This window comes from Spirosoma sp. 209, assembly GCF_002006735.1.
GTDB classification, from domain to species: Bacteria; Bacteroidota; Bacteroidia; order Cytophagales; family Spirosomataceae; genus Spirosoma; species Spirosoma sordidisoli.
In genome coordinates this window covers 247,095-272,225 of record NZ_MVEC01000011.1, presented here as the reverse complement: position 1 = coordinate 272,225, position 25,131 = coordinate 247,095, and the positions used below count along the sequence as shown (strand labels likewise).

Here is a 25,131-nt window from a genome sequence, read left to right as displayed (position 1 = left end):
ATAGACTGCCATCCCGGCCACAGCAGAGGGCGGCTACCAGACCGGTAAGCACCAAGGCGACCGAATGGCGTTTACCTCGATTATCCCGCAGATCTAAGTTAGGTGTTTGCTCAAGGAGTCGGAAAAAGGTGGTAGCTTTAGCTGGGCAAGCAGGAGTAGTCATGGTTTTGTAGTCTAGTCAACCACAAAAGTAAGGCTAAGCACTACTTGCCTTTTTTTATAAGAAAGCCCTGTCTACACCGTTGATCTTCATCACGTATTATATTACGGCACCCCGCAATACAGTAGCTCCAGCAATCAATACCACAACGCCACAATCAGCCGGGTAACCCGCTATCAACTACAAAATACAGCTGGCCTGCTGACCACTAACTACGCCAGCCGGACCGTACTCCTTGGTGAATCGAAAACCACCGGTATTCCGGTTACATACGAGTCGCACGCGGGCGGTACTATTCTGTTCGGAAAAGATGGCACCCTGTTGGTCTCAACTGGCGATGGTGCTCATCATGAAGGGGTTGACGTGGGTAGTCGATCAGAGACCTACTTTCAGGCTTCACTTAATTATGGGATGATGAGAGCCAACGAAAATGTCGGTGCGCTCCGGTCTCAACTGGTCAATTCGCTATGTGGTAAAGTACTTCGGCTAGACCCTGCAACGGGAAACGGCGTACCGAGCAACCCATTTTATGATGCCGCGAATCCACGTTCTCCCCAATCACGCGTCTGGACCCTCGGCCTTCGAAACCCGTACCGAATGAGCCTCAAACCAAATACTGGTAGCATTGACCCCGCCGAAGGTAACCCCGGCACCCTGCTGATTGGCGATGTCTGCTGGTACAAAATTGAAGATTTCCACGTTGTCGATAAAGCTGGTCTGAACTGCGGCTGGCCCCTCTACGAAGGCCTTGATCGCACTATATCCTATTATGGAACCAACGTTCCTAATTTGGACGAACCGAGACAACCAACCTTTGAAAGCCTTTGTGTGCCGCCTACCTCTTTTGTCGACAACCCCGATCCAACGCTGCGCCGTTTTACCCATTCGCGACCGGCGCTCGACTACAGCCACAGCACGGCTCAGACGAGGGTACCCGCCTTTAGCGGCACTACGCCTATAACCCGTCTTATTGGCACTACGGGAGCTCCCGCAGGAACATCGTTTTACGGCAACTGCATTATCGGTGGTCTATATTATACCGGTACTCAGTTTCCTGAGCCATACCGCAATACCTACTTCTTTGCCGATCATGGGCAGAACTGGATCAAGAGCCTCGAGATGCACGACGAGGGCGACCATGTCGTACACGAAGTAAAAAACTTTGCCGCCAACAATTTTGACGTTGGCATTGTCGATTTGAAGATGAACCCCCGCGACGGATCTCTTTTTTACGTTCGGGTGCAGGGAGTCATTTCAAGGATTAGCTATGGCGGTAACCAGCCACCGGTTGCCAATGCTTCCTCTACTACACCGTACGGCACCTCACCGTTGAGTGTCTCGTTTACCGGCTCAAACTCGATCGACCCCGAAGGCTTGCCACTCACTTATTTATGGGATTTTGGCGATGGTACGACCTCAACGGCCGCCAACCCGGTACATGTGTTCTCCGATCCCAACGTGCGGGCCTATACCGTAACGCTGACCGTAAAAGACAACCAGAATCAGGTTTCAACCCCCAAGCAAATTACGGTCTCGGTCAATAACACGCCCCCGACGGTCGAGATTATAAATCCAGTAGCCGGTACCCTGTATCCCATGAATCAGGAAACCCCCTACCAGTTGCAGGCCAATGTGACTGACACCGACCCGAGCAATATGTCGTACGAGTGGCGTGTCTCGCTTGAACACAACAATCACACTCACCCAGAACCCGTATTAACTAGTGCCAGCCCGACTATCTATATTTCTCCGGTTGGCTGTAGTCCCAACGAAACCTATTATTACCTGATTTCAGTGACGGTTACCGATAATGGCGGCCTCAAAGCGACCCAGTCCGTTACACTCTACCCAGATTGCAATTCGGCCAGCTCGCTGGTCACCAATGTCTCCGCCGTGCCCGAGCTGAATGCGGTGCGGGTCAACTGGGTTAACCCTACCGCTACCTTTGATGAAGTGCTTGTAGCGGCCCGGGCCGAGATTGGATTCACGGATAGACCTACTGGCACTGCCTATACTGCCAACACCAGTTTTACAGGAAACGGCACCCCGATCGAAGGCGGTAAGGTTGTTTACAGAGGGATCGGTACAAACGTAACCATCACGAATCTGAACCCGTTAGTTCAGTACTATTTCAGGGTTTACACACGGGTAGGAAATACCTGGAACGGGGGCGTAGAGGTCAGTTCAATACCTAACCTGCCGCCGGTTGCCTCTACCATACAACCACCTGCTGCAGCTACCGGTCAGGTATATTCGTATGCCATACCAGCATTTACTGACCCTGAAAGTCAAACCCTGGCCTATACAGCCAGTGGTTTACCTGCCTGGCTGAGTTTCAACAGCACAAGCCGTATTCTGACGGGAACACCTACCCAGTCTGCCAGTCACACGATTACCGTCAGTGCTACAGATCCGGGGAGTTTGACCACTTCGGTGCCGGTAGTTATCGTTGCCGGTCCAAATCAGGCGCCCGTAGCCCCTGCCTCTACTACCCAACCCGCAGAGACAACCCAGTTTTTCAGCTATACCGTACCCGCCTTCACCGATCCCGAGGGAAAGCTACTGACCTATAGCGCTTCCGGATTACCTGGCTGGCTCAATTTCAACACCTCGACCCGCCAGCTCTACGGTACCCCTACCCAGGCCGGCTTTCACAGCGTCTCCATCCGGGCTACCGATCCGTTGAGTTTGTTCTCTACGGTTATAGTGGGCATCAGAGCCTTTGTTAATCAGCCACCGGTACCACCGGCAGTAAACGCTCAGACGGCAGAACTAGGCTATCCATTTAGTTATACTGTACCCGCCTTTACAGACCCGGATGGGCAACTCCTTTCCTATAGCGCCAGTGACGTACCAAACTGGCTGACGTTTACAAACACAACCCGGGTATTAACCGGAACGCCCACCCAGGCGGGCAGCTATTCCGTTACTGTAAAAGCTACGGATCCGCGCAGCTTGTCGGCTTCGGTTCGGGTGGTGATTAACGCAGGCTTTTGCAGTATGGTTACCGTGAAAAACGGTAGCTGGAACGACCCCTCGGTATGGTCCTGCAATCGGGTTCCCAACAGTGCCGATGCCGTACGGCTTGAGCACCCGGTCAACCTACCCGATAACTACGCGGCTTCGGCGCTGAGAATAACGTTCGCAACCGGTATAACCCTTCAAATGGGGCAAAACGCGCTGGTTTATTTTAGTCAGTAACGGGAGCTTATCTCGTCAAAGTATCAGCCCTGCCACCAACCCAATCCCAATGAGCGCGAAGGGAGGCAGCCGGGTGTAAAGCAGCACGATCATCGTTCCTATCACAATGACGACCGAAGGCCAGTGAGGAGCCATCGGCTCAAACAGGGCGACGGCAGCAGCCGCCGTTAACCCCGTACTGGCCGCGTTGATCCCGTCGAGTGAGGCCCGCACGACCCGGTAGCGCTTTAGCTGATCCCAGAACCGATAGACGAAAAAGATCAGAAACATACCCGGGAGGAATATCCCGGCTGTTGCAACAAAACTACCCCAAAACTGGGCGTTCGGACCATCGGCTCGCATCGATAACGCCCCTATATACGAAGCAAACGCGAAGACAGGTCCGGGTATAGCCTGCGCCAGCCCCAGGCCCGACAAAAACTCTTCCCGAGACAGGTAATGCTTGAACGCGACGAACTCGTTATACAACATGGGCGTCAGCACCTGACCCCCTCCAAACACCAGGCTGCCGTTCCGGTAAAAGTTCTCGAACAACCGAACTGGCAGTGACTGCGTAATAGCACCCAGCCCCGCAGCAGCCAGAAATACACCCAGCCACAAGAAAAAATTAGCCCACTCTATGCGAAGTGGCTGTTTTTCCATCCGTTCCTGCTTTTCGTATGTTAACGCCGTTGTCAGCCCCCCGATGGCTATTACGATGGGCGTCATGACGGGTGAACGAAATACGTAAGCCACCAGAGCCGCCGTAAGCGCCAGCGCCAGACTAACCTGGTTTTTTATGACCTTCTGCCCGATTCGATAGCCGGCCACGATCAGAAAGCCCACCGCCATGGGTTGAACGAACCGGGCAAAATGCATCGACAGGTTATGTTGTTCGAGGTAATAAACGCCCATACCAGCCGCTGTCATGATACACACCCCGGGCAAAACCCAGATCAGAAGGGTTAGATAAGCCAGATTGGGGCCGCCAATTTTAAAACCCAGCGCCGTTATGGTCTGGGTAGAAGTAGGTCCAGGCAGTATCTGACAGAGGGCATTCAGCTCCATCAACTCATCTTCGGTCAGATATCGACGCAGCTTCACGAAACGATCGTAAAACATAGCCAGGTGCACCTGTGGACCGCCAAAGGTTGTTAAGGCCAGAAAAGCCACATCTTTCAGAAAAATGATGTAGCGAATCTTACGGACAGGCTTTAGTTGGGGAAGGTAGCCAGTCATGAGGGGTAGACAGTGGCGGTCAGCAGGCAGTAGTTATTACGTTCGATCAGCCCGGGCCCATAACCTTTCGGACGCCCGGGCTGATCGACATCTCTTATTTCTTCAACCCCAGTTCACGAAGTCGCTCATCCAGAAACTCGCCGGCGGTCATATCGACGTACAGCTTGGGATGCTCAGCATCAATACAGCTTTCGAGGCTGGTCAGATCCATCTCGGCACGCGGATGCATGAAGAATGGTATCGAGTAACGGGACTGGTTCATTTTTTCCCGCGGGGGGTTAACCACCTGGTGAATGGTCGACTTAAGCTTGTGATTGGTCAGTCGATCCAGCATATCACCCACATTGACAATAACCTGGTCGGGCAGGGCCGTAATACCGATCCATTTACCATCGCGCCGGAGCACTTCCAGACCATCGGCCGAAGCCCCCATCAACAGCGTGATCAGGTTGATGTCGCCATGCGCAGCCGCCCGAACGGCGCCGTCGGGGGTTGTATCCGGATCGAGCGGAAAGTAATGGAGCGCTCGCAGGATGCTATCCCCATTTCTAACTTTGTCGTCAAAATAGGTTTCGGGCAGTTTCAGATACAGCGCAATGGCCCGCAACAGCTGTTTACCAGCGTTCTCCAGGGTTCGATACGCCGTTAGGGTAGCCTCGCCAAACGCCGGAAATTCAGCAGGCAGCACATTGGCAGGCATGCCGTCTTCGGGTTCGGGCTGACCAATGTGGTAAAACTCCTTAAGGTCAGCTACCTTAAAGCCTTTTGCGGTTTCTTTACCCTTACCGATATACCCGCGCTGCCCGTGCAGTTCGGGATGTTCATATTTCTGTTTGAGTTCGTCAGGTGCCGAGAAAAACGCTTGAGCTGAGTCGTATAACGCACGAGTCAGGTCTTCGGTGAGTCCGTGATTCTTGATGGCAACGAATCCTATCTGATTGAAAGCCCGGCCCAGATCCTGCACAAACTGCTCTTTCCGCACGGGGTCGCCCGATGTGAAATCAGCTAAATCCAGCGAGGGGATTTCGTCATAAAGTTCTTGAGATGACATAGATGTACTGTTTCCACAAAATTAAGAAACTTTGGCATACCGCAGGGCTCATAGCCACCCCTGTATGAATCTATGGAATTAGTCAATTACACCCAGACCTTTTAAACAAGTCAAGTCCGGGCCTTGTTGACTATAGATTAAGGGGACTCATGTTGTTCGCCTGTGTAAGTTTTCAGCGTTATGAGCATACAAGATACCGGCTCGACCGATGTGCCGGTTTCGCTCTGGCAGGCTGCCTTAAATCAGTCAGCCAGTGGAATTACCGTCTACACGGCCGTTCGGGATATAAATGGCCGTATTCAAACGTTTCGGGTGAAACTCGCCAATCGTCGGGCCGAACAGTTTTTCGGGGTTAGCAGTCAGGCGGTGCTAGAAAAAACCCTCGACCAGCTATTTCCCTTTCCTAACCAGCTCAAAACGTTCACGACTGATATTGCTACAGTCGTGGAGCAGGGACAGGCCCTGCACCGTGAGCTGTTTTTCAGCCCCGACCCTACCCACTCCGGTGCCTGGTTCGATCTGGGTATTGAGCCTCTCGGCGATGGGCAGTCTGCCGTTGTATCCTCTACCGACATTACCGCTCTCAAAAATGCACAGCAGGCCCTGCTCGGCGAGTCGATTCTATTCAAAACGATATCGTCCAAGGTGCCCGACATGAGCGTTGTGGTGGTCAATTATTTTCAGAAAATACTCTTTGCCAACGGCGAACTGCCAGGTCTGTACGTCAGCCGAAGCGCCGACGAGGTGCTGGGAAAACGCATCTACGATACAATATTACCTGAGTATCAGCCAGACTGGAAACAATACATCAGTTCGGCCCTCGACGGCGAGCAGCATACATTCAACGACCACTGGGGCGGCTGGCGGTGCGAATGTTACGTGGGTCCGGTTCGGAACGAACGGGGCGATGTGGTCATGGTCATTTGTGTGTACCGGGATATAAGCGAAGCGTTTCGGCAGCAGCAGACCCTACAACGCATGAATAACGATCTCCAGCAATCGAACCGTAGTCTGGAGCAATTTGCCTACGTGGCCAGCCACGACCTGCAGGAGCCCCTTCGTAAGATCAAGTCGTTCGGCGATTTGTTGAGTCATCAGTACGCGGGTCAGCTCGACGAAGCTGGCCAGGATATTGTCCACCGCATGCAGTCGGCGGCCGACCGGATGAACGCGCTTATACGAAATCTGCTTACATACGCCCGGATCACAACCCCGGCCGGTCTTGCCCATCAGCAAAAGCAGGATCTGATCAGCACCCAGGACATTCTCAATGATATTCTGGCTGATCTGGATGTGATCATTCAAGAACGAAACGCCCGCATCAGAAGTAATCTGACGCTCCCTATGGTTCCGGGCGATGCTACCCAACTACGGCAGCTGTTCCAGAATCTGCTGACCAATGCCATCAAATTTACCCGGCCTGACCAGCGTCCCGACGTTCAGATAAACGGGCAGCTGGTTCGTGGTAAAGAGGTGCCTGAGTTTATCGGCATCGACCGGACTAATGAATATGCCCAGATCAGTGTTCAGGACAACGGCATTGGCATAGCGCCCGAGAACTTTGATAAAATCTTCGGTTTATTCAACCGGCTGCACGGGCGGCAGCAGTACGCGGGGTCCGGAATCGGGCTGGCCACCTGCAAGCGCGTCGTTGAAAATCACGGCGGAACAATCGTGGTCGATAGCCAGCCTGATCAGGGAACCACGTTTCAGGTCTATCTGCCCATGCACGTACCCGAACAGATTATTCCCTGAAAATGAAATCCCTGGTAAGCCAAGAAGCGGGTTACCAGGGATTGATCTCCTTTTTTTCAGCCTGTTAGCCGAAGTTCTTTCCGATCTTGTTCCAGTCGAACACGTTCCAGGCGGCCGTGACGTATTCGGGCCGGCGGTTCTGGTACTTGAGGTAGTAGGCATGTTCCCAGACGTCAAGTCCCATAAGCGGGGTGCCCTTTTTCTCAGCCAGGGCCATTAACGGATTGTCCTGATTCGGTGTGGTGGTAATGTCAACCCCGTCGCCGGTTTTGATAAGCCATACCCAGCCTGAACCGAAACGGGCGGTAGCCGCTTTACCCCACTCCGTTTTAAAATTATCGAACGAGCCGAACTTCTTGTTGATGGCAGCTGCCAGTGCTCCTTTTGGCGCACCTCCGGCGTTGGGGCCGATGGTATTCCAGAAAAACGTATGATTCCAGTGGCCACCCGCATTGTTCCGAACCGCAGCCGGCGTTTTGCTATCGATACTTTTCACCAGATCGTCGATGCTCATTTTGGCCATGCTGGCATTTTCGGGCATAGCCACGGCTTTGTTGAGATTATCGACATAGGCTTTATGGTGTTTGCCGTGGTGAATCTCCATCGTTGTTTTGTCGATATGGGGTTCGAGCGCACCGGCGTCAAAAGGTAAAGGAGCCAGTTTAAACGGACCTTCGGCCTGCGAGGGTAAAAAACCAAAGGAACGGGTAGCCACGAGGCCTGCCGACGCCCCCAAAGCCAGCTTCAGAAACTCAGTACGGTTCATGCGAATGTTGGTTTGTAGAAAAAATAATGCGCTTACTGAACGAACGGGCCAGCGGGCCAGATGTTTCAATAAGCGCAAAGAAAGGCAGTTTTACCAATAAAGCGAGTAACCGCCCGCCACGGCCGGCACCAGGGCACCATTAGTCGTAGGCGATACGGCTGAGGATACTACGACCCAGTGTAACTTCATCGGCATATTCCAGATCGCCCCCGATGGGAATGCCACGGGCAATGGTCGAGATTTTCAGGTTGAAGGGCTTCAGTTTTTTCTGCAGATAGAAGGCCGTGGTATCGCCCTCCATGGTCGGGCTGATCGCCAGGATAATTTCCCGCACCTGCTCCCCTTCGTCGCCCCGCAGCCGGTTCACGAGCGAGTCGATCTGCAGATCGCTGGGACCGATACCTTCTACCGGCGAGATAATGCCACCGAGCACATGATAAAGTCCTTTGTACTGCGCGGTATTCTCGATAGCCAGCACATCGCGTGTATCTTCAACCACGCAGATCAGCGTCTGATCACGCTTGGTACTGGCGCAGATGCCACAGAGGTCATGGTCGGAGAGGTTATGGCACTTCTGGCAGTATTTTACCTGGGTGCGCATGGCCGTCAGGCTCTGGGCCAGCGATTCGGTTTGTTCTTCGTCACGTTTGAGCAGATGCAGTACTAACCGGAGTGCGGTTTTCTTCCCGACACCCGGCAGTTTCGACACCTCGTTCACCGCGTCTTCTATCAGTTTAGACGGATACTCCAAGGGTATATTGAATTATGAATGTGAATTATGACCGGGTGGCCGGTACAACGATGAACTCATGAACGTCGGCATTCACAATTCATCCCTCCTCACTACTTCAGTACCTCTGCTGAAATTCCGCGTCGGCAAATTTCATTGCGCATGGGCACCAACTCCTCCCAGGAGCCGTTTTTGACGCTGCATTTTCCTTTGTAATGAATCAGCAGCGTACACTGCTCGGCCTGCTCGGGCGTATGCTTACAAACGTCGATTAGGGTTTCGATCACGTGATCAAAGGTATTTACGTCATCATTGAAGACAACAAGGTTGTGCACGTCGGTATCGACCACCTCGTCGAGCACGTCGGTGTATGTTTCTTCAAAAGGTTGCATGGGCAATGAAATGCTGATTATTTAGCAAATTTACGGCAGATTTGGCACTTTTGAAAGCCGAAGGCCACCGTATAAACAACCTCGTTTCAGGCTAAAAAGTTGCTCTTTCTGCTGTTTATCAATAGCCTGAACGCTCGTTTACTTCACTGCGTCTTGCGTAACAACCGCCTATGAATACCACCATTGCTCTTGTCATTCTGGTTGCTTATTTCGGCATGCTGATTGCCGTCTCGTTCTATACCGCCCGGGGTGCTGACACCACTACTTTTTTTACCGCAAACCGGCAGTCGCCCTGGTGGCTGGTTGCGTTCGGCATGATCGGCACGTCCTTGTCCGGCGTTACCTTTATCTCGGTTCCCGGCGCTGTGGGCAAGATCGGGTTCTCCTATTTTCAGGTCGTTCTGGGCTATATCATCGGCTATCTGGTCATCGGAACCGTTCTGATGCCGCTCTATTACCGGCTCAATCTGATTTCTATCTACGGCTATCTCGAAAAACGATTCGGATTCTGGTCCTACAAGACCGGAGCCGGTTTCTTTCTGCTGGCCCGTACGGTGGGGTCGGCCGTTCGGCTGTACGTAGCGGCTGGGGTGCTGCAGATCGCGCTGTTCGACGGACTGGGCATCCCGTTCGGGGTGTCGGTGCTGATCACGATCGGTCTGATCTGGGTCTACACCTTTAAAGGGGGCGTAAAAACTATCATCCTGACCGATTCATTGCAGACCATTTTTCTGGTCACCGCCGTTATCCTGACCATTTACCTGATCTCCCGGGAACTGGGGCTGTCGTTTGGGGGACTGGTACAAACCGTTCAGGATAGCAGCATGTCGCAGGTTTTTTACTGGGATGCCAATGATCCGAAGAACTTCTTCAAGCAGTTTATTTCGGGTATTTTCATTGCCATCGTGATGACGGGTCTGGATCAGGATCTGATGCAGAAAAACCTGACCTGCAAAAACATTGGCGAAGCGCAGAAAAACATGTTCTGGTTCACCTTTACGATGGTGATCGTGAACTTTCTGTTCCTGTCGCTGGGCGTGCTCCTCTACCAGTATGCCCAGCGCGAAGGAATCGCCATACCGACCCGGACCGATGACCTTTACCCGCAACTGGCCCTGAACCACCTTGGGCTGGTGGTAGGTATTACGTTTCTGCTCGGCATCACAGCAGCTACCTACGCCAGCGCCGATTCGGCCCTGACCGCGTTGACTACCTCGTTCTGCGTCGACTTCATGAATGTTGAAGCGCGACCCGAAGCCGAGCGGTCCCGCATCAAGCACATTGTACACATTGGGTTTTCGCTGTTGTTCTATGTGGTAATCATTGTTTTCCGGCAGCTTAACAGTAAAGAAGTGATTACGGCCGTTTTTGATATTGCAGGATACACGTATGGACCGCTGCTGGGGCTGTACGCATTCGGTATCTTCAGCAAACGGCCCGTGCTGGATTGGGTTGTACCGTTTATCTGTCTGGCGTCGCCCGTACTGACCTACATTGTCAACGAAAACTCGGCGGCCTGGTTCAACGGCTACCAGTTTGGTTTCGAGCGGCTGCTGCTGAACGGCCTGTTCACATTTGTCGGTCTGTGGGCAGTGTCACGCCCCGTTAAAGAAGCGGAGCCGGTAACCGCTTAATTAAACAGTGCTGGCTTTACAATTCATCCGTGTCTACTCTAACTTCGTTATGAACGCTTTACGTTGCCTGGTCATACTGGTATTGCTCTCGTTTGCGGCAACGGCTCAGGTTCGGTTCCTGCCGGCTAGTCCGCAAGTCGATCAGGTCGTTTCCCTCACCTATTCGCCACAGGGTACGGGCCTCGCGGCCGACAGTCTGATCGAAGGCCGGTACGTTCGGTACGGAGCCCCGGCCGTTATGCAGCTGAGCCGGCCTACGCCCCTGGTGCTCACGCGACGGGGCGACGTCTTCGTAGGCGAATTCCGGTTACCGAAAAAGGATGTGGCGGGGGTAATGCTTTTGTTTCGAAACAGCCGCCAGCCCCAGCGGGCCGATCTGAACAATGGTCAGCTGTACGTCATCCCCGTTTGCGACAGCAGCGGGCAACCGCTTCCGCACGCCATCGGGGGCCAAGCCTCTGTGTTCACACGAACCCACTTTGTATACGAGACAGCGCCAGCCAGCAAACCCGATCTCAACCGCATCATCGCGCTTTATGAACAGGAGCTGGCCCAGCATCCGGATGTTTACCCACAGTACTGGTCCGATTACCTGGCCGCCCTGGTCAAGCAGAAAAAACCGGGCTACGGCCCCAAAGTCAAGACTGCCATTGGGGCTTATCTGAAGTCTGTACCAGCGCCATCTACGGCCGACCTGACGGCTGCGGCCCTACTCTACGAGAGTCTGGGCGACTTTAAAAGCGCCAACCTGCAACGGGAACGCATGAAAACGGTCGACCCAGCGGGGTCGCTGGCGCAGAAAGACCGGGCAGCCGCTATCCGAAATGAGCCGAACTGGACTCGTCGGCGGGCGCTGTATCAGGCTTACATACGGGAGTTCCCTAACTCGCCCTACGCCCCCGGTCTGACGGTTTTAATTACTGATGGCTACTTCAAAAACAACGATCTCCCCGGCCTGCTGACCTTTGTGGAGACGCAGCCGCCCGCTCATACCGATGTACTGATGCTGAATACCATGGCTTTCCAGCTCGCCGACGAGCGCCGGTCGCTCCCCGAAGCAGAAAAGCTGGTCAGAAAAGCAATGGCCCTGCTGGACACCCAGGGAAAACCCGCCACCTTCCGGGGCGACTGGAATCAGGAGCGGCAGAACCGGCACCGGGCTCTCCATAATACCCTGGCCCGCGCGCTCGAACAACAGGGTAAAGATGCCGAGGCCTATGCTGCCTATCAGCGGGTTATTAATCCGGAAGAGGCCGAAACCAGCGACCCGCGTACCAACGAGCGTTACTATCTGTGTGCCCTGCGGACAAACCACGCTACCGAAGCCCGTCCCCTGGCCGAAGCGGCTGTCAGCGTAGGAAAAGCAACGCCCCGGCTTAAAGCAGCCCTGCACGACTGGTATGCCAAACAACCCGGTCAGAACGCGGCCAAAGCCGATGCCTACCTGACCGAACTGGAAGCCGACCTGCGCGCCGACCAGCGGGACGAACTGCGCGAACGGCTGATCAACGAACCCGCTCCGGCTTTTTCACTGACCGACCTGCAGGGTCGAACGATCTCATCGGCAGCCCTGCGGGGCAAGGTGGTCGTGCTCGATTTCTGGGCTACCTGGTGCGCGCCCTGTATTGCGTCGTTTCCGGCCATGCAGCAGGCGCAGGCCCGTTTTCAGAACGACCCGGCCGTTCGGTTCCTGTTTGTAAATACCCGCGAGGGTGGCCGGGTGCAGCGGGTTCGGGAGTATATGAGCAAGAACCCCTACCCGTTCGTTGTTCCGCTCGATCTTCAGCAGAAAGTGTCAACGGCCTATGGCGTCCTGGGAATACCGACCAAAGTGGTGATCGGACCCGATGGCCGAATCCGCTACCGGGCAATAGGCTATACCGGCACGCCCGAAGCTACCGTAAATGAAGTAACCCTAGTTGTCGAGCTGCTTAAAGAAGGGAAATAACCGGCCGGCGACTGATTTTTCTACGTGTCCTGCTCACTGGCGATTGACTCTACCAGCAAACCAAGTAAGCAGGACACGTAGCCTATAGGCGTATCGAGACCCGGGGGTGTTTTTAGGCCTGGCCTTTGCTGGCTTTGTTGGCCTGCTTGATGGTCTGCTCGATCATATCCCACTGGTCATTGGTCACTTTTTCGAGGTGGCTGAACTCACCAGCAGCCAGCACTTCACCCCCGTCGATGGTGATGCTCTCGCCCGTGATATAACCCGAATAGTCCGAAAGCAGGAAAGCGGCCAGATTGGCCAGCTCACCGTGTTCCCCAACGCGTTTTAACGGAATACGGCTGGTCGGGTCCATCATGCTGGCCAGCGGTTCGGGAAACAGACGATCCCAGGCTCCTTTGGTAGGAAACGGCCCCGGAGCAATGGCGTTAAGACGAATGCCGTATTTCCCCCACTCAGCGGCCAGCGACCTGGTCATGATGAGGGCTCCGCCTTTGGCAACCGCACTCGGCACCACATAACCAGAACCGGTCGTGGCATAGGTCGTTGATATATTCAGTATAGTGCCTTTGATGTTGTTATCGATCCAGTATTTCCCGACGGCCAGCGTGAAGTAATACGTCCCGCGCAGTACGATGTCGACAATGGTATCAAACGCTTTGTAGGAAAGCCGCTCGGTAGGGCTAATAAAGTTACCGGCCGAGTTATTGAGCAACCCATCGATCTGACCGAATCGGGCAATGGTTTCGGCCATTACGTGCTCGATCTGTTCGGGATTTCTGACGTCGCAGGCCACTGCCAGCACCTGCCCCGCCCCGGTCAACTGGCTCGCTTCTTCGGTAAGCTCGCGGGCCGTTTCATCGATCACAGCCTGCCGCCGGCTACAAATGGTGACGTTGGCACCCAACTGAATCAGGTACCGGCTAATCGACTTACCGAGGCCGGTGCCCCCGCCCGTAACAATGATGGTTTTTCCGTTCAGCGCTCCATCGCGCAGCATTCCTGTGGTCATGGTTTAACAGTCTAGGCGTAAAGAAAAAAGTGAGTGGTTGTCGCGGGGAAACCGCAGACCAACGCACTCGTTAATACCCTCGGTTTACTTTTTTGTTGAACTCGGCCTTGCGCCGATCCAGGGTGGCCTGCATGGCTTCGCTAAAATCGGCCGACTGCATCTGGCTCGAGTTCCAGACGGCTACGTACTGCATACCGTCTTCCAGATCTTTTCCGATGCCATAGTTTAAGACCTCTTTGGCACCCTGTACGGCCGGAGCGGGATTGTCCGCAATTTGACGGGCCAGCGCCTGAGCCGCGTCGAACAGGGCCTCGGGCGTATTGTACACGTGATTGACTAAACCGGTTCGTTCGGCAAAAGCGGCATCGTAGTCGCCCCCGGTGAAGGCCATTTCGCGGGTGAAGCCCTGCCCAATCAGATGCGGCAGAAACTGAAGACCACCAATATCCGGGGTAATGGCCAATTTGGCTTCACGCAGGCTGAAGCGCGCATCCCGTGAGCAAAGCCGAATGTCGGCCGCGGCAATCATGTTCAGCCCCCCCCCGATACACCAGCCATGCACAGCGGCAATGACCGGCTTGGGAGACTCGTGCATCTTTACGAAGCCCGACTGCATGAATCGAATCTGTCCCATCAGCTTCCGACGTTCGTCGGCCATGGGGTTGCCGGTAGCCATGCTGGCAATTCGGGGCAGCATTCGGGCTACGTCGAGCCCATAACTGAAATGATCTCCGCTACCCCTAAACAGGATACAGCGCACGGTGGGCATCTGGTTTATCTCATCCATAGCCCGGGGTAATTCTTCCCAGAATTCGGGTCCCATGGCGTTGCCTTTGCCAGGGCCAAGCAGCACAACGGTCATGACGCCGTCGGCTTCGGTTAGTTGGAGCGATTGATAGGTCTGTTCCATTTCGCGAATAGTATGCTTGCATACGGTTAGGCGTAAAGGTAACAGATTTAGGCATTAGCCCGTCATGCGGATCGAATACGGCCCCGTAAACTTCAGCTGGCCGGCCACCTGCATCCGTCGGACGGTAATATTGCGATCCACGATCAGGGTATGGCCGGCGTTGATTTTTACGTATTCACTGGCAAACGGCACCCGCCCTACCGTCCAGCGGCCCGGCTCCTGCCAGCTTCCCGACGACAGGGTTTCTACCACGTTCGAAAACAGGGATACGGTCGGGAAGCTGCGTGCGAGTATCGTATTGGTGGTAGCCGGAGCCGTACCAAACCAGTCGTTCAGGATGTCGGCATAAACGCGCCGGAAATCGATCTGCATGGTCACTTCTTTGTTGCCAAACTGTCCGCTCAGGTTAGCCAGGTCAGGATTTTGGCCAATGGTCTGGTGTTTAACCCCCGAGCCGAAAACGAACATGGGCGCGGCTACGCCATGATCTGTCCCCTTCGAGTTGTTGGAATTAGCCCGCCGGCCAAATTCAGAGAAGGTCATCCCGATGACCCGGTCTTCGGTACCCTGCAGGGCCAGGTCGCGCTGAAAGGTGGCGATGGCTTTGGCGACTTTCCCCAGTAACATGGCGTGTTCTCCCTGGGTCACGTCGGTACTGTCGACCTGCCCCGAATGGGTGTCGAACCCGTTCAGCGACACATAGTAAATTTTTGATTTCATGCCCCCGTGAATAAGACGGGCCACGATTTTGAGCTGATCGGCCAGGTAATTTTTTTCGTACGACTCGGGATAAACAGCCAGGTTCCGGCCGGCCTCAGCCGCCCGCCGGATCTTGTCGGCGTAGCCAACGGCCAGGGTCTGCTGTTTGCGGATAAACGTAATCAGCTCGCCCGCATCGCCGGGTTGCTGTTCACCCGGCGCCGGTGGATCCGTTCCGACCAGGGCGTAAAAATTGTCGGGGTCGTTCAGCGCAATAGCCATCGACTGCTGGCTGCCCAGCAAAGCCGTCGAGGTTACGTACCCGATCTGAATAGCCAGCGGGTCGTCCATCTGGGGATTGGGGTAGCTGGCCGGATAGTCCGGGAATCGGTTGTCCAGATAGCGGCCCGCCCAGCCCGACGTTAACAGTTGTTGAGAATCGGCGGCTGTCATCCAGATATCGGTCGATCGCGCGTGCGACTGGTCCGGGTTGGGGTATGCCACCGAGTGGATTACCGTTAGTTTTCCGTCGTTATACAGATCCCGCATGCCCGTCATGGCCGGATGAAATCCCGTTGTCGGATTACCGTCGAGGGTCAGCACCCGATTCTGCGGGATGGCGATATTGCTCCGGAGGGAGTTATAGAGCGATAGCTGATCGAGCGGAATGACCGTATTGAGCCCGTCGTTGCCCCCGTTCAGGTAAACAATGACCAGCACCCGATCCGTATTGACGGCCGATGTTTGGAGCAGCGACTGCACCAGGGCCGACTGCCGGTTCATGGCTTTCAGCCCAAACCCGTCGAGCATGACCGGTGCCATACTGGCCGATACGGCGGAGATAAAGTCTCTACGTTTCATATTAACTAGTCATAGCTCAGCAGACATGGTACTCCGCCATACGGAGCAGAAATTTCATCAGGTTCTGCAGCCGCCACAATACGCCGTAGCGGCTTCCGGGATCGGCGGGATTACGTCGGTAATTGTTCCACTCGAATGTCCAGGACAGGCGGGGTATACCCTGCATCATAATCGTATCGATGACAAAATCCTGCTGAGCCATCGATAAGCCGGTCGCATAGAGATGCCTGGTAAATTCAGCCAGAATGTCGACGCAGGTGATGGATGGCGTACCGCCCACGTCGGTGAAGTTAGGCTGTAACCGCGTTACCCAGCCGAGCAGGTCGATGCCGACCGTATAGCCCGGCTTCAGCTCCAGCCACCGCCAGATAAACGCATCGGTCAGGTTTCCCCGCAGCCCAATTGTGGTTGTATTGATCCATAGTTTAGAAAAGCCCGTCTGGTAATATGGGTCGTAGCCAAACACGGTAGGCTGTTCGAGCACGCCCATCTGCATACTATCCATCTGGTAATAGATGAAGTCGAAGTATTTTCGGTAGGCGACGTAGTCGGTGGGCAATGCCGGCACGGGTTGTTCGAAAAAACGCATCGCGCCGATTATAAGGTCGGCGGGTGACTTAATCATGGCCCCCAGGTTAGCGGTATCGAAAAAGGCCTGGCTGGTCAGCAGTTTTTCAATTACCGGCCGGATGGCGAAGTTATTGGCCGGGCTGGCAAAGAAATCGGCCAGTGGTTCGATAATAGTCGTCTCAACGGTTGGGGTAACGTTCGGATTCACATACCAGCGGTACAGCTTGCGGCAGATGAACCGGGGGCATTGGGGATGCCGCAACAGCATATCGACCAGGTCGCTCAGTTCGGCATCGCCCGCCGAGTGGGTACCCGGCTGCGATACGGCACGTCCCCTGATAACCGTATTGGCGTAATGAGCCGAAAATACCTTGTCCGTAGCGTCGTGTAAACTGTCTGTAAACGTTGTCGAGATGGTAGTGGAACCCGGTTCGTTGTAGTTGGTATGGCTCCAGCCCGTCAGCACCTTTGCCGCTGCCTTGACATCGTCTTCGGTATAATTCCGGTTCCCGGCAAAATCGGTTACACCAACGGTGAAGATCTCCTGTAGTTCGCGGGCGTAGTTTTCGTTCGGATGGCCAACCTGGTTCTCGTCTCCGTTCAGAAATCGCAGCATGGCCGGTTCTTTGGTCATGTTGATGACGAACGTGCGGAAATTACCGAGGGCGCTGTTCCGGACTAACTTAATGTACTGGAACATAAACCGATAATCCCCGACTACGTTACGGGTCGCTACGAAATGATTCTGCCAGAACAGCGCCAGCTTATCCAGCAGACTGGGCGGAGCCGCCTGCGTAGTCATCATCTCGAGCCATCGGAACCGGGCGTAATGACCCAGGATAAAATTGCGATCGGCGTTAAAGGGCAGGTTCAGGTACGGCTGAGCCGCTGTGGGCAGGTTTTCGTCCAGGTCGAGGGGTTCGGGCAGGGTATAATTCGCATTCGTGATCAGTTGAAATACGGCCTGCTGCGCTGTTAATCCCGTAAAAGCTGTTATTTCGGCCTTTGTAGGGCCAAAGGTAGCCCGTCGCAGCAGATGCGCGGCTGTCTGGGCGGTGAGCGGCTGAGTATACGGGTCCAGAGGAGAGGGCATTTCAGAAGCCGGATTCGAGCGGGCGAAGCCACCAAATTTAGAAAATTAACTACGTTGAGTTTTACAAACCGATCATTTTCTCATCAAGTAGGTACTGCTATTTGATAATTCATTAACCCGATCCTGGATTCAGGATTGACTTCCCAGCTACGTTTATGCAATTCGATACAATGGCCATATTGGCTACTCACCAGCCTGACCCGATTACCGGGGCCGTGGTCCAGCCTATTCATCTGGCAACGACTTTTGCCCGCAACGCAGCCAACGAGCTTCCGGGCCCGTACGGTTACGCGCGGGTCAACAACCCCACGCGCGAAGCGCTCGAAAAAGCCCTTATTACGCTGGAGGGGGGAGCTGCCAGCCTGGCATTTGGCTCGGGGCAGGCGGCTACCATGGCGCTCTTCCAGGCGCTGCGCCCCGGCGATCACGTGCTTGTCGGTACGGATGCGTATTACGGCACCCCGGCGCTGCTCGAAGAGGTATTTCACCCCTGGGGTCTGACCTATACCCGCGTGGATATGAGCAACTTCGATGCCGTTCAGGCCTCCCTCCACGAAAATACGCGGGTGGTCTGGTGCGAAACGCCGTCGAATCCCATGCTTAGCATCACCGATCTGCTGACCATTAGCCGGCTGGCCCACGAAGCCGGGGCGCTGGTTGTATGCGACAATACCTGGGCTACCCCTGTTTTACAGCGGCCCATCGACCTGAACTGCGACATTGTCATGCACTCGACCACCAAGTACCTCAGTGGCCATTCCGATGTGCTGGGGGGCGCCCTGATTTTTAAGCGGGACGATGAATTCACTAAACGCGTTCGTCAGATTCAGGGGTTGTCTGGCGCGGTGCCGTCGCCCTTTGATTGCTGGCTGGTGAGCCGGGGGCTGAAGACCCTGGGGGTACGCGTGCGGGCGCAGATGGCTACCGCACAGGCCGTAGCTGATTTTCTGGATGGGCACCCGGCCATACAACGTGTCCATTACCCAGGCCTGGCCAATCATCCCGATCGTGCCCTCATCCATCAGCAGATGAACGGCCCTGGCGCTATGCTGTCCGTACAGGTACACGGGGGCGCCGACGATGCTATTCGGTTTATCGGGCAGCTGAAACTCATTACCCGTGCCACCAGCCTGGGCGGGGTAGAAAGTCTGATCGAGCACCGGGCCAGCGTTGAAGGGCCGGCCACGAAGACCCCGCAGAACCTGGTTCGCCTGTCGGTTGGGCTTGAACATGCCGAAGACCTCATTGCCGACCTAGCCCAGGCGCTGGATCGGCTGCACTGATTCAGGGCTTAGGGGGCAGTTGTAATCGGGGCTTGTAGCCCGGTACCTTTTTCTGGATCAAATAGGTTTCCGACGTATCGGGTTGCCTGGCGGGCATGTTATCCAGCGTGGCTCTTGTAACCCGTTTCGGGTCATGCGGATCCCGGTAGAACTCGTTCCTGGGCCGGACTATTGGCATACCGGGTTGCGCAGACCCGGGAATGGAATCGTGCCGGGCAATTGTCGGAGCAGGGGTCGTACCAATCGGTAGGGAGATAAGGCAGATGGCCAGGATGCTGTACATGATAACTGCTGATTGTAGTTTCCCAACGACGGATGATGCAAAGAGGAATATGAATCCATAACCGTTGCCTGACAGCCCCCTTTTTTTCGGGAAACTAAAGCCTTGTACCGACCGTTACACCCCTGTATTTGCACAACCGACTCTATGAATATCGCCCTGATTTCTACTTCATCGCGTAAGAATGGCAATTCGCTACGCTTCATAAATTTTGTACGTAACGTACTGAACGAAACCGGCCAGCACGACGTATCGGTGGTTACGTTTGAACACTATGACATTCCTTATGTAGGCCAGGGCTCCGTAAAGCAGGAGACCCTAACGCCGTTTCAGCAGGAGCTTATCAGCAGCTGGGCAGCCGCTGACCTGGTCATCTTTGCCATGCCTGAATACAACTGGACCGCGCCCCCGCAGGCCAGCAATACCATTCACCAGTTAGGAGGGCCCGCCTTCAAGCACCTGTTCGAAAACAAGGTCTTTGCCATGGTCGGCATTTCGAACGGTCGTGGTGGCCGCCAACCCGCGCTGGACATGACCACGGTCATGAACAAGATCATCAGCTTCACCAACAGCTATTCGATTATCTCGCCCAAACTCTACGAATCGCACGAGACGGACAAGAACCTCGACGAAGCGGGCCGTTTCATTGGCCACGAAGTATACGACCGTACCGCCCGCGCCTTTATCGACTACACCCTGAATGTAGCGCATCGGTGGATTGGCAGCGAGCAACTGGCCGAAACCAAATAAGCCAGCCACCCAAGATCTCATAAACAGCAGAGCCCGGAGTTTGCGCTCCGGGCTCTGCTGTTTATATCCCTTACCGTCCTTCCTAAACGAGCCGGGCCTCTTTCCGATACAGCCCGACCAGGGTATCGACCGTGTAGTCGATCTCGGCTGCGGTATTGTACTTACCAAATGAGAATCTGACATAGCCCCGCTCCGAGTCAAGACCTGGCAGTGCCGCCAGCACGTGTGACCCGATGCTTGATCCACTCGAACAGGCCGAGCCGCCCGACGCCGATATTTTAGCAATATCCAGGTTGAACAGCAGCATATCGCTCATGTCAGAAGCGGGCAGACTTACATTCAGCACCGTATACAGACTGCTACCTATGGCAGCCGAATCACCGTTAAAGCGGACGTCAGGCATTTTTTCGGCCAGTTGCTCAATCATCCGTTGTTTCAGCGCGGTAATATGCTGTCGGTGCGCATCCATATCGCGGTACGCAATTTCCAGTGCTTTGGCCAGCCCGACAATACCGTATACGTTTTCTGTACCGCCCCTCATGTTTCGCTCCTGGGCTCCGCCATAGATGAACGGGTGAATTTTTGCGCGCTCGGCGTTCACATACAGAAATCCAACCCCTTTGGGCCCGTGAAATTTATGACCTGCGCCTACGATGAAATCGACTGGCAGGCTTTGCAGATCATGTCGAAAATGGCCCATGGTCTGCACCGTGTCCGAATGAAAGATGGCGTCGTACTGCCGACACAACCGGCCCACCTGGTCCAGATCGAGCAGGTTACCGATTTCATTATTACCGTGCATGAGCGACACAAACGAGCGGGGAAAACTGCGGAGCAGCTTTTCGAGGTGTTCCAGATCAACATGCCCCCGATCGTCGACGTTGACCAGACTCAGCCGAACCAGTCCCTGCTTCTGCAGATGCTCGAGGGTGTGCAGTACGGCATGATGCTCAACTGGCGAGGTGATGGCGTGCGTGATGCCAAACGTTTCCAGACTGCTGCGGATAGCGGTATTGTCGGCCTCCGTACCACCCGAGGTAAAAAAAATCTCAGCCGGTGAGGTATTCAGCAGCGATGCCACCGACTTCCGGGCTTTCTCGATTGCCGTACGAACCTGGCGACCGTGGCTATGAATGGATGATGGATTGCCAAACTGCTCCGTCATCAGCGGCAGCATGGCGTCCAGTACTTCAGGATCGAGCCGGGTGGTAGCGGCATTATCGAGATAAACGGGGGCAACAGTTGTCATTGTCAGTCAGATCGGATGGTAGTACGTACCGCGGCAAAGGTACGGCGTATAGGCCTACCAATGAAACACTATACAAGCGACGGACGTTCTGCTAAGACCACCAACCCCGTTTCTATGGACTTTTCGCAGACCTATAACATCCTTTATACCGATCTGGCCAACTGGACCCGGGCGGCTATCCGATTCATTCCCAAAGTAGCCGTTGCTATTCTGTTGCTGCTGGTATTTACCTTTCTGTCGCGCTGGATCAGCCGGTGGGTATCCAGAGGTGTTGACCGGTTCAGCAACAACCAGTCGTTAATCAACCTGACAGGAGCGGTAGCGCGCGTAGCCGTCATGGCCATTGGGTTATTCGTTGCCCTGGGGGTGCTGGGCCTCGACAAAGCACTGACGTCTCTGCTGGCCGGGGCCGGTGTTATTGCGCTGGCCGTGGGGTTTGCCTTCCAAGACCTGACAACCAACTTTATTTCAGGTACCATGATTGCGCTGGCCCGGCCTATTCAGGTAGGCGACGTCGTCGAAACCAACGGCTTCACCGGCGAGGTACTGGATGTCAAACTCCGCTCCATTGTGCTTAATAATGGCCAGGGGCAAACCGTAGAGATTCCGAGTAAAGACGTATTTCAGAAGCCAATTACCAACTTTTCCCGAATCGGCCTCCGCCGGATCGAGCTGACCGCCGGCGTGTCGTACCTCGACGATCTGGCCAAAGCGCAGCAGGTGGCGCAACAGGCCGTCCGCCAACTTCCTTTCGTGCTACCCGAGCGGCCGGTCGATCTGCATTATCGGAACTTTGGTGATAACACCATCCAGTTCATGCTCTGGTTCTGGATCAACCCCGCCAGGACCAGCGCCCCGGCGGCCCTGAGTGAAGCGATCAAAGCCGTAAAGCAGGCCTTCGATCAACAGGATATACTGATTGTTTTTGCCGGCCATACGTTCGACCTCAAGCAGAAGCTCGCCAGCCAGCACGAGGCCGAAGCAGACCGGATCATCTCGGTACTCCAGCCGGAGAAAGAAAAATAGCCAACCCCCTTAAACCACTCCATATCAATTCATTAACAAAGAGAACCGTCACTCGATGAGCCGCACCTGACGCACTTTGCTTAAGTTTGCGGCCTGATAAGGAATGACCCTGCATGCGAACTGTTTTTTTTAGCGTACTCATAAGCTTGTCCGGGACGGCTGGTATAGCGCAGACTTACCAGAATGTGGTGCGCCACCGACCGGTTTTCTGGTCTGAACTGAATCTGGTTTACAAGACCGCCGGCAAGTGGAGCTTTCAGATGGATCACCAGTACCGGCGGCAATCGAGAGACGAGAATGGGCGCGACCTGAATGTGTTTCGGTATCCCCTTCAGCAGGTGTTTCGTCCCTGGATCAACTACCAGTTAACCGACCCTGTCCGTCTTTCGATCTCGCCTATCGGTCTATGGTGGACCTGGAGCCGCCCGAATGACTTTCAGCCTTACACCTTTTTTCAGGAAGTCCGAATCATTCCGCAACTAACCATCACCAAACCGCTTCCGAAGAGTGAGCTGGTTTACCGGTTTCGCTCCGAGCTGCGCTGGCCCTCCCGCACCGACACGCTCACCAGCGAATACGTTTTTTTGTCGGATGGCGAGTCTGATGATGTGCTGGCCGATCGGTTCAACGTTCGGCTGCGGGCTATGATCCGGTGGATTAAGCCCGTTTTCCAGAAAAATAAAGATGATAAAACCTGGTACATACAAACCAGCGCTGAACCCATGGTGGTCGTTTCCAGGACAGCCCGGCGCTTTGACCAGAGCCGAATTTATCTGGCTTTGGGAAAGCGGCTGCGCGACAATCTGCGGGTCGAACTCGGGTACCTGAATCAGTTCACCCTGCAAACAGACCCCATTCAACAACGACGGACGTTCCGCTTCAATCACGCCCTGCACGCGTACCTGTATCTGGAAAACCGACGCCGAACGAAAACGAAATCACCCGTTGGACCTGAATAAAACAAACAAGCCGCTGATCAGTCAGCGGCTTGTTTGTTTCAGAAATACCCGGTTTAACTGGGCTTGTACTGTTGAATGATCTTGTAGAGCGCCTTTTGCTTCTCCAGCTCCGGAAAAAACTCGAACAGCTGAACATGAGAATCGTAATCGAGCGACAAGGCGGCTTCAAGCTGGATCAGCGCTTCGCGGTAATGACCGGCATGAATCAGGTAAACGGCTGACCGGTAGTACAGGTCGGCTTCGCGCGGCATGTCTTCGATCCCATTCTGTATAATCTCGTTAGCCCGCAGGAAATCGCCCTGATCGAACGGTACCAGCGACCAGGTCAGGTACACATCCGGGTTTTCGGCGTCAACTTCGGCGGCTTTCTCGAACGCTTCGAGGCTCGACAGCACGTTGCCTATTTTATACTCTGTTTCGGCTACGGCCAGCAGATACTCTCCGTTGTTGTCGTTGAGTTTAACGGCCTTCTGCAAAAACGGCAGCGCTTCGTACCATTTCCCGGTTTCGCTCAGGCACACGCCAATTCCGTACCAGGCTTCATCCCACATAGGGTCCAGCTTGAGGGCCTCGCGGTATTCTTTGATGGCTTCCGGCAACCGGTCCTGCTTTTCGAGGCTGGCCCCCAGATGACAGTAAGTGTCGGCGGTGGGCTCTTCGTACTTGAGCGTTTCGCGGTAACAGCTCTCCGCCTTCTCGAACAGGCTCAGGTTCATGTACGTATTACCCAGGTTAAAGTGAGCCGACGCAAAATCGCTCTTGATAATAACCGCGTAATCGTAGGCTTCGGCCGCTTCCGGATAGCGGGCCAGTTTGCTATACGCTATCCCGATGTTGTACCAGGCATTGTAGGAGTACGGATCCGCATCGATCAGCTGCTGATAATAGGCCAGACTATTCTCCAGCTCGCCCGTAACGTCGAGGCAGAAAGCCAGTTCGTATAGCGCGTTTTCGTTGTTGATATTCAGCGCTATCGACTTTTTATACTGGGTGATGGCTTCGTCGTATTTACCCCAGTTCTGATAACTCTGACCGAGTTGAAATAAGATATCTTCTTTTTCATCAGCGCGGTCGAGCAGATCTTCCAGCACTGAAATTGATTCTTCATACCGACCGGCCATGTTCAGAACGGATCCCTGCATAAAGGGTACGTCGAGATCACCCGGATTAAACAACGAAGCCCGTTCCAGTAACTCCAGCGATTCATCGAACCGTTGGTAGTTGGCCAGAATCTGGGCTTTATCGAGCATTAGTTCCAGCGCGTACGGAAAGTTTTCCAAACCGGCTTCGGCGGCTTTAAACGCCTTGTCTAAATCGCCCTGGTTGAGATAATGTTCAACCATTTGCTCATAGACGTCCAGATCGAAAAACTGACTCTGTTGCTGATCCAGCATTTGCTCAAAACGCCGGATTGATTCTTTTATGTCACCTTCTCGTTCCTCGAACTCTTGCTCCATGCTATTGCCTTAAAATTGTGGGGCGGATAGGGGCCGCAGCCATTGGCGCGGTTTATCCTTTGGCAGTGAAATTTAAACCAAAAAAACGAAACTGCAACACCGCGATTCAAAAAATTACGAACCGTTT

General features: G+C 54.4%; 19 protein-coding genes and 1 pseudogene. 9 read left to right on the top strand and 11 right to left on the bottom strand.

The features are described from left to right. Window positions 1–310: 310 nt before the first annotated feature. A pseudogene (locus B1C80_RS28900) lies at window positions 311–892 on the top strand (sorbosone dehydrogenase family protein); the annotation flags it as partial. A 387-nt stretch (window positions 893–1,279) separates the two neighbouring features. Then, on the top strand, window positions 1,280–3,361 hold the full coding sequence (locus B1C80_RS19410) for a putative Ig domain-containing protein (RefSeq protein WP_369822715.1): 2,082 nt from the start codon (window positions 1,280–1,282) through the stop codon (window positions 3,359–3,361). A gap of 15 nt (window positions 3,362–3,376) precedes the next feature. Here the strand turns inward: B1C80_RS19410 and chrA are convergent, their stop codons facing one another. Beyond that, window positions 3,377–4,579, bottom strand: a complete 1,203-nt coding sequence (chrA, locus tag B1C80_RS19405) for a chromate efflux transporter (RefSeq protein ID WP_077922862.1) — start codon at window positions 4,577–4,579, stop codon at window positions 3,377–3,379. Window positions 4,580–4,673: 94 nt separating this feature from the next. After that, on the bottom strand, window positions 4,674–5,630 hold the full coding sequence (locus B1C80_RS19400) for an isopenicillin N synthase family oxygenase (RefSeq protein WP_077922861.1): 957 nt from the start codon (window positions 5,628–5,630) through the stop codon (window positions 4,674–4,676). Window positions 5,631–5,810: 180 nt separating this feature from the next. Here B1C80_RS19400 and B1C80_RS19395 point away from each other — a divergent pair, with 180 nt between their 5' ends. Continuing rightward, window positions 5,811–7,385, top strand: a complete 1,575-nt coding sequence (locus B1C80_RS19395; RefSeq protein ID WP_077922860.1) for an ATP-binding protein — start codon at window positions 5,811–5,813, stop codon at window positions 7,383–7,385. 64 nt (window positions 7,386–7,449) lie between these two features. Here B1C80_RS19395 and B1C80_RS19390 read toward each other — a convergent pair whose 3' ends face one another. The 3 genes from B1C80_RS19390 to B1C80_RS19380 all read right to left on the bottom strand — a co-directional run bounded on the left by B1C80_RS19390 (window position 7,450) and on the right by B1C80_RS19380 (window position 9,273). Next, window positions 7,450–8,151, bottom strand: a complete 702-nt coding sequence (locus B1C80_RS19390) for a superoxide dismutase (RefSeq protein ID WP_077922859.1) — start codon at window positions 8,149–8,151, stop codon at window positions 7,450–7,452. Window positions 8,152–8,290: 139 nt separating this feature from the next. Beyond that, on the bottom strand, window positions 8,291–8,902 hold the full coding sequence (recR, locus tag B1C80_RS19385; protein WP_077922858.1) for a recombination mediator RecR: 612 nt from the start codon (window positions 8,900–8,902) through the stop codon (window positions 8,291–8,293). Between the two features lie 92 nt (window positions 8,903–8,994). Beyond that, on the bottom strand, window positions 8,995–9,273 hold the full coding sequence (locus B1C80_RS19380; protein ID WP_077922857.1) for an ATP-dependent Clp protease adaptor ClpS: 279 nt from the start codon (window positions 9,271–9,273) through the stop codon (window positions 8,995–8,997). Between the two features lie 170 nt (window positions 9,274–9,443). Between B1C80_RS19380 and B1C80_RS19375 the strand changes: the two genes are divergently transcribed. Both B1C80_RS19375 and B1C80_RS19370 read left to right on the top strand, forming a co-directional pair. Further along, entirely contained in the window at window positions 9,444–10,907 is a 1,464-nt protein-coding gene (locus tag B1C80_RS19375; RefSeq protein ID WP_077922856.1) for a sodium:solute symporter, read from the top strand. Window positions 10,908–10,956: 49 nt separating this feature from the next. After that, window positions 10,957–12,855: a TlpA disulfide reductase family protein gene (locus B1C80_RS19370; RefSeq protein ID WP_077922855.1), complete on the top strand. Its 1,899-nt coding sequence runs from the start codon at window positions 10,957–10,959 to the stop codon at window positions 12,853–12,855. A gap of 112 nt (window positions 12,856–12,967) precedes the next feature. On the opposite strand, the gene B1C80_RS19365 is transcribed toward B1C80_RS19370, so the two are convergent. The 4 genes from B1C80_RS19365 to B1C80_RS19350 all read right to left on the bottom strand — a co-directional run bounded on the left by B1C80_RS19365 (window position 12,968) and on the right by B1C80_RS19350 (window position 18,000). Next, entirely contained in the window at window positions 12,968–13,867 is a 900-nt protein-coding gene (locus B1C80_RS19365) for an SDR family oxidoreductase (protein ID WP_236648841.1), read from the bottom strand. Window positions 13,868–13,937: 70 nt separating this feature from the next. Beyond that, a complete protein-coding gene (locus B1C80_RS19360; protein WP_077922853.1) occupies window positions 13,938–14,777 on the bottom strand; it encodes a crotonase/enoyl-CoA hydratase family protein in 840 nt (279 codons plus the stop codon). Window positions 14,778–14,831: 54 nt separating this feature from the next. Continuing rightward, on the bottom strand, window positions 14,832–16,337 hold the full coding sequence (locus B1C80_RS19355; protein ID WP_077922852.1) for a DUF1501 domain-containing protein: 1,506 nt from the start codon (window positions 16,335–16,337) through the stop codon (window positions 14,832–14,834). A 16-nt stretch (window positions 16,338–16,353) separates the two neighbouring features. Continuing rightward, window positions 16,354–18,000, bottom strand: coding sequence for a DUF1800 family protein (locus tag B1C80_RS19350; protein ID WP_077922851.1), 1,647 nt, complete (start codon window positions 17,998–18,000; stop codon window positions 16,354–16,356). 155 nt (window positions 18,001–18,155) lie between these two features. Here B1C80_RS19350 and B1C80_RS19345 point away from each other — a divergent pair, with 155 nt between their 5' ends. Then, window positions 18,156–19,283, top strand: a complete 1,128-nt coding sequence (locus B1C80_RS19345) for a PLP-dependent aspartate aminotransferase family protein (RefSeq protein WP_077922850.1) — start codon at window positions 18,156–18,158, stop codon at window positions 19,281–19,283. Window positions 19,284–19,710: 427 nt separating this feature from the next. Next, the gene (locus tag B1C80_RS19335) at window positions 19,711–20,313 is read left to right on the top strand and encodes an NAD(P)H-dependent oxidoreductase (RefSeq protein WP_077922848.1); all 603 of its coding nucleotides are present in this window, start codon (window positions 19,711–19,713) and stop codon (window positions 20,311–20,313) included. A gap of 82 nt (window positions 20,314–20,395) precedes the next feature. Here the strand turns inward: B1C80_RS19335 and B1C80_RS19330 are convergent, their stop codons facing one another. After that, a complete protein-coding gene (locus B1C80_RS19330; protein ID WP_077922847.1) occupies window positions 20,396–21,562 on the bottom strand; it encodes a cysteine desulfurase family protein in 1,167 nt (388 codons plus the stop codon). A gap of 114 nt (window positions 21,563–21,676) precedes the next feature. Here B1C80_RS19330 and B1C80_RS19325 point away from each other — a divergent pair, with 114 nt between their 5' ends. Together B1C80_RS19325 and B1C80_RS19320 are read left to right on the top strand one after the other, a co-directional pair. After that, on the top strand, window positions 21,677–22,588 hold the full coding sequence (locus B1C80_RS19325; protein ID WP_077922846.1) for a mechanosensitive ion channel family protein: 912 nt from the start codon (window positions 21,677–21,679) through the stop codon (window positions 22,586–22,588). A 113-nt stretch (window positions 22,589–22,701) separates the two neighbouring features. Then, window positions 22,702–23,547, top strand: coding sequence for a DUF2490 domain-containing protein (locus tag B1C80_RS19320; RefSeq protein WP_077922845.1), 846 nt, complete (start codon window positions 22,702–22,704; stop codon window positions 23,545–23,547). A gap of 53 nt (window positions 23,548–23,600) precedes the next feature. Here the strand turns inward: B1C80_RS19320 and B1C80_RS19315 are convergent, their stop codons facing one another. Further along, window positions 23,601–25,004: a tetratricopeptide repeat protein gene (locus B1C80_RS19315; protein WP_077922844.1), complete on the bottom strand. Its 1,404-nt coding sequence runs from the start codon at window positions 25,002–25,004 to the stop codon at window positions 23,601–23,603. Window positions 25,005–25,131 lie beyond the last annotated feature (127 nt).